This is a genomic window from Dethiosulfatibacter sp. (assembly GCF_983023055.1).
Map to the genome: position 1 here is coordinate 1 of NZ_CEZJXU010000167.1, position 4,979 is coordinate 4,979.

Sequence of the window (4,979 nt, forward strand, 5' to 3'; positions counted from 1 at the left end):
AAGGCTACATTTTTTATTTTAAAAAAATGGTCCCTAAAAGGAACCATTTTATTTCAACTTTATAAAGTTTTATATTCTATTATGCTTGAAGAAACAATGCTTCAAATTCCTTGGCGTCAAGGGTCTCTTTTTCAAGAAGACCTTCAGCAACCTTGTGAAGTTTTTCTATATTGTCTCTTAATAATGATTCAGCTGTATGATATGCCTTGTCAATTATCGATCTCATTTCCCTGTCTATCTGTGCAGCAACTTCCTCTGAATAGTTTCTGCTCTTGGCAAAATCCCTTCCAAGGAATACTTCATCATCGTCACCGGAATAAGACATAGGTCCAAGGTTGTCACTCATTCCATAATGTGTTACCATTCCTCTGGCTATCTTGGTTGCTCTTTGAATGTCGTTTGATGCTCCTGTACTAATATCATCAAGAACCAGCTTTTCAGCTACCCTTCCACCAAGAAGGTGAACAAGATTATCTTCCATTTCACTCTTTGACATATAGCTTCTATCCTCTTCAGGAAGGATCATTGTGAATCCTCCTGTTCTTCCCCTTGGTATTATGGATACCATGTGGACAGGGTCAGAATTCGGAAGGAGTCTTGCAACAACTGCATGTCCAGCCTCGTGATAGGCAGTAAGCCTTTTTTCCTTTTCGCTTATTATCTTGCTCTTCTTTTCCGGTCCTGCAATAACTTTTGTGATTGATTCTTCCAGAGTGTCCATTGAAATTTCAGTATGACCCAGTCTGGCAGACAAAAGTGCCGCTTCATTCAATACATTTTCAAGGTCTGCAGGAGTAAATCCAGGTGTCCTTCTGGCAATTACACCCAGGTCGACATCTTCGGCAAATGGCTTGTTCTTTGCATGTATCTTAAGAACATCTTCCCTTCCCTTTCTATCGGGTATTCCTATATGTACCTGTCTATCGAATCTACCCGGTCTAAGCAATGCAGGGTCAAGTATATCAGGTCTGTTTGTAGCGGAAATCATTATGATTCCTTCGTTGTCACCAAATCCGTCCATTTCAACAAGAAGCTGGTTAAGTGTCTGCTCCCTCTCGTCATGTCCGCCACCAATTCCTGCGCCTCTTCTTCTTCCTACTGCATCAATCTCATCTACAAATATTATACATGGAGCGTTTTTCTTAGCCTGTTCAAACAGGTCTCTAACTCTAGATGCTCCAACACCGACAAACATTTCAACAAAGTCGGAACCACTGATGCTGAAAAACGGTACTCCAGCCTCTCCTGCTACTGCCTTTGATATATATGTCTTACCTGTTCCTGGAGGTCCCACCATAAGGATACCCTTTGGTATTCTCGCTCCAAGAGCAGTAAATCTCTTTGGATCCTTCAGGAAATCCACTATTTCAGACAGTTCTTCCTTTTCCTCGTCAAGTCCTGCAACATCAGCAAATCTGACTTTTTTCTCCGGATCTTCCTTGTGCATTTTTGCACGGCTCTTTCCGAATTGCATTACCTTGCCTCCGCCTCCACCCTGGGACTGGTTCATGAATACGAACCAGAATATGGCGAATAGTCCTATCATGGCTATTGTAGGCAGCATCTGGATATAGAATGGAGTAGTTGGTGTAGGTTCGCCCTCCACAACTATATTTCCGCTTTTTACACTTTCTTCAAGATAATCACTGACCTTAAAAAGTTCAGGATATGGAATATATGAATTGAACGTTGTTCCGTTCCTCATTGTTCCAGTAACATTGTTGTCAATAAATTTGATATCCGAAATATTGTCATTCTGTATGTGAATAACAAGTTCGGTATAGGTAAGCTGTTTAGATTCAATATTTGAATTTGACAGCATACTAACAATTAATAGAATGATTATGAAAATCACTATATAAAAACTTATTCCTTTTGCAAAATTCTTCATTTCGTCCTCCTTTCGGCGCTGTATTTATAATTTTAGTCAATACCCGATTTTCTATTTTATCACATTACAATTTCTATTTCAAGAAATCCGAGTAAGCGGATTTCAAATCGCGCAGGAAAGTTTCCTTAATCGCATAACACCAAAGCTTCAAGGTGTTATGTATATTTTTACTTTCCCTAGCTGCAAGAAAGCATCTTTAGATGCGTTAAATGCACAAGCATTTATTAAGATGTGAAGGAAAGTTTCCTTCAAAGCATAACACCAAAGCTTTAAGGTGTTATGCCTATTATAACTTTCCCTAGCTGCAAGAAAGGTCTTAAGAATATACATCTTCCTTCAAAACGAAAATATATGGAATGTTTCTGTATTTTTCAGCGTAGTCCAATCCGTATCCAACTACAAATTCATCCTTTATTTCAAACCCTTTGTATTTGATTGGTACATCAGCTTTTCTGCCTGATGGCTTGTCCAAAAGGGTACATATTTCAATACTTTCTGGTCCTCTTGACCTAAGATTATCAATAAGGTAATGAAGAGTTAATCCCGAATCTATTATATCTTCAACAATTATTATATTCTTTCCTTCTACAGATTTGTCAAGGTCCTTGATGATTTTTACTACACCTGAGGACTTTGTAGAATTACCATAACTTGATACTGCCATGAAGTCAATTTCAAGGGGCAGTTTGATTTCCTTCATAAGGTCTGACATGAACATTATAGCTCCGTTAAGAACACATACAAGCAGTACTTCCTTGCCTTCATAATCTCTGGTTATTGCTTGTCCCAATTCCCTTGTCTTTTCAGCCAGTGCTTCCTTGCTGATCATTATTTCCTTTGTGATTTTGTTTAAATCCATTTAAATCTCCTTTATTTCAATTACAATCACTTTTTTAGTGTTTTTGTCTATTTTATATAGGTCACTCATTCTGTGGCCAGCTATCCAAATGATGTTTTCTTCATCTGCAAGAACAGGAACCTTGTTTCTCTTATCTCTTGGAATCCTTTCATCAATAAAAAAATCCTTTAGTTTTTTCTGGCCTTTCATTCCCAAAGGTACAAACCTGTCTCCAGGTCTTCTGTTCCTCACAATAAGATTGCCTTTTATTTTATCATAATCCACTAGAATTATGTTAAAGGATTTATCATATTTTTCATCATCTGTCATATAAGTCTTTAATTCAACTCCAGCTTCCCCTATGATGATAGAATTGCCTATAGATATATTATACTCATAATCCTTAATTTCTTCTTTAGTTTTTACAACTATTTCACCATATTCAATTCCAAGGGAAATATTTCCTGGAAGTGTTACGGTTTTTCCTGTATTTCTTCTTTCACAGATTGACAATACCTGTTCCAGATGAGAAAATTCAATATTTACAAGATTACCCTTGAGCTTCTCTATTGAATGCCTTAGGACTCTTGTTTTAAGTCCCTTCACAAGACTGTTGAATATTTCAAGGTCAAGCCTTATACTGCCCTTTTCAGATATAACTACATCTTCATATGACTTCCTGACGCTTTCCTCTATGATTTCCCTGTCATTTTTTACAGTCTGGGACAATCTGAATATGCTGTCCTGAAATCTAGGATTATAGTTTTCCTCCACATAGGGTATGAAGTCAAGACGTATCCTGTTTCTTCCATATACGGTTTCAAGATTTGTCTTATCTATGCAGTATTCATGACCATTGTCATGAAGGTGTTTTTCCAATTCACTTCTCTTGATATCAAGGATTGGCCTTATTATGTTTCTTGCCTTGAATTCCATTCCCACAAGACCGTCTATTCCCGTTCCCCTTATTATCCTTTGAAGAAGAGTTTCAACCTGATCGTTATAGTTGTGAGCCGTGGATATGTATCCGCCTCCCATATCCTCAAGAATACCATTAAAGAAATCATATCTCATCTTTCTTCCAGCTTCTTCCTCTGTCATGTTAAGCTCTTTTGCATATTCGGAAGCATGCTTTCTAAGTAGAAAGCATTTGATTCCATATTTTCCACAAAGGTCCATGGCAAATTTTTCGTCCCTATAGGCGTCTTCGCCCCTGTATAAATGGTTCACATGGGCGCAGTAAAGATTGTAGCCCAATTCATCCCTTAAAAGTCTTAGGAGATGAAATAAGAATACAGAATCCGGTCCTCCTGAAAGTCCAAGAAGTATATTGTCATTTTCCTTTATACAACAGTTTTTTATTAAATTGTATTTAACTCTTTTTTCCATTGAATCACATCCTGAAATGTCATTTTAACATCAAATATATTTTTATACAAGATTGATTACAAAATTTATTTAATTTGTAACATGGATATCTGCCAAAGCAGATATCATACCCGAGGAAAGTCTACCTTTAAAACAAAACTCCAATGCTTCAAGGAATTTTGTAAACAAATGACTTTTTGAGGTAATAGTAAACCAAAAGACAATGACCCTCCTTATATAAGGAAGTCACTGTCCAGATTTCTTATCTTATTATTCTGTCTTCAGTAACAATCATCTTCATCTTGATATCGTGGCTTTCCACTGGAACACTCTTTAGCACCTGAAACTCATAAGCCACAGCTGCTGTCACTGCGTCATCTCTCAATTTGGAAAGGTACTTGTCATAATAACCCTTGCCAAAACCTACCCTGTTTCTTTCCTCGTCAAAGACAACTCCTGGAACTATTACGAAATCAATGTCTTCTTCCCCAGCCTTTTCAAGTTCATCCACCTTTGGTTCAAGATATCCCCAGACTCCTTCAACAAGATCATTTTTTATATCATTCACATATACTGGAACAAGAACTACAGACTTGGATTCAGTATATGTAACAACAATTTTCTTTCCCGCTTCCTTAATGAACTCCAACAAGTTGAAGGTATCCACCTCATTTTCAAAGCTTAGGTACAAACCTATTGTCTTAGCATTCTTGAATTCTTCAAGACAGGTTATTCTATCGAATATGAGAGAGCTTTTTTCCACTGCTTCCTTCACATCCATTTCCCTTCTTTGCTTCAGTATCCTTTTTCTAACTTCCTTCTTGGTTTCCATATTAACCTCCAGGGTTCAAATCATTTATAGTCATAATTACTTTCACCGTC

4 protein-coding genes are annotated in these 4,979 nt (G+C 37.2%); all 4 read right to left on the reverse strand.

The features are described 5' to 3' along the window. Positions 1-79: 79 nt before the first annotated feature. The 4 genes from ftsH to AC3AX0_RS07125 all read right to left on the reverse strand — a co-directional run bounded on the left by ftsH (position 80) and on the right by AC3AX0_RS07125 (position 4,929). A complete protein-coding gene (ftsH, locus tag AC3AX0_RS07110; RefSeq protein ID WP_487549612.1) occupies positions 80-1,891 on the reverse strand; it encodes an ATP-dependent zinc metalloprotease FtsH in 1,812 nt (603 codons plus the stop codon). A 316-nt stretch (positions 1,892-2,207) separates the two neighbouring features. After that, complete coding sequence (hpt, locus tag AC3AX0_RS07115) at positions 2,208-2,750, reverse strand: hypoxanthine phosphoribosyltransferase (RefSeq protein WP_487549613.1); 543 nt, start codon at positions 2,748-2,750, stop codon at positions 2,208-2,210. Then, a complete protein-coding gene (tilS, locus tag AC3AX0_RS07120) occupies positions 2,751-4,118 on the reverse strand; it encodes a tRNA lysidine(34) synthetase TilS (protein ID WP_487549614.1) in 1,368 nt (455 codons plus the stop codon). 241 nt (positions 4,119-4,359) lie between these two features. Next, positions 4,360-4,929, reverse strand: coding sequence for a 5-formyltetrahydrofolate cyclo-ligase (locus tag AC3AX0_RS07125; RefSeq protein ID WP_487549615.1), 570 nt, complete (start codon positions 4,927-4,929; stop codon positions 4,360-4,362). Positions 4,930-4,979 lie beyond the last annotated feature (50 nt).

Excerpts from the sequence above, each read along its gene's own strand:
- tilS (WP_487549614.1), bottom strand. The coding sequence starts at position 4,118 with ATGGAAAAAAGAGTTAAATACAATTTAATAAAAAACTGTTGTATAAAG.
- hpt (WP_487549613.1), bottom strand. The coding sequence starts at position 2,750 with ATGGATTTAAACAAAATCACAAAGGAAATAATGATCAGCAAGGAAGCA.
- ftsH (WP_487549612.1), bottom strand. The coding sequence starts at position 1,891 with ATGAAGAATTTTGCAAAAGGAATAAGTTTTTATATAGTGATTTTCATA.
- AC3AX0_RS07125 (WP_487549615.1), bottom strand. The coding sequence starts at position 4,929 with ATGGAAACCAAGAAGGAAGTTAGAAAAAGGATACTGAAGCAAAGAAGG.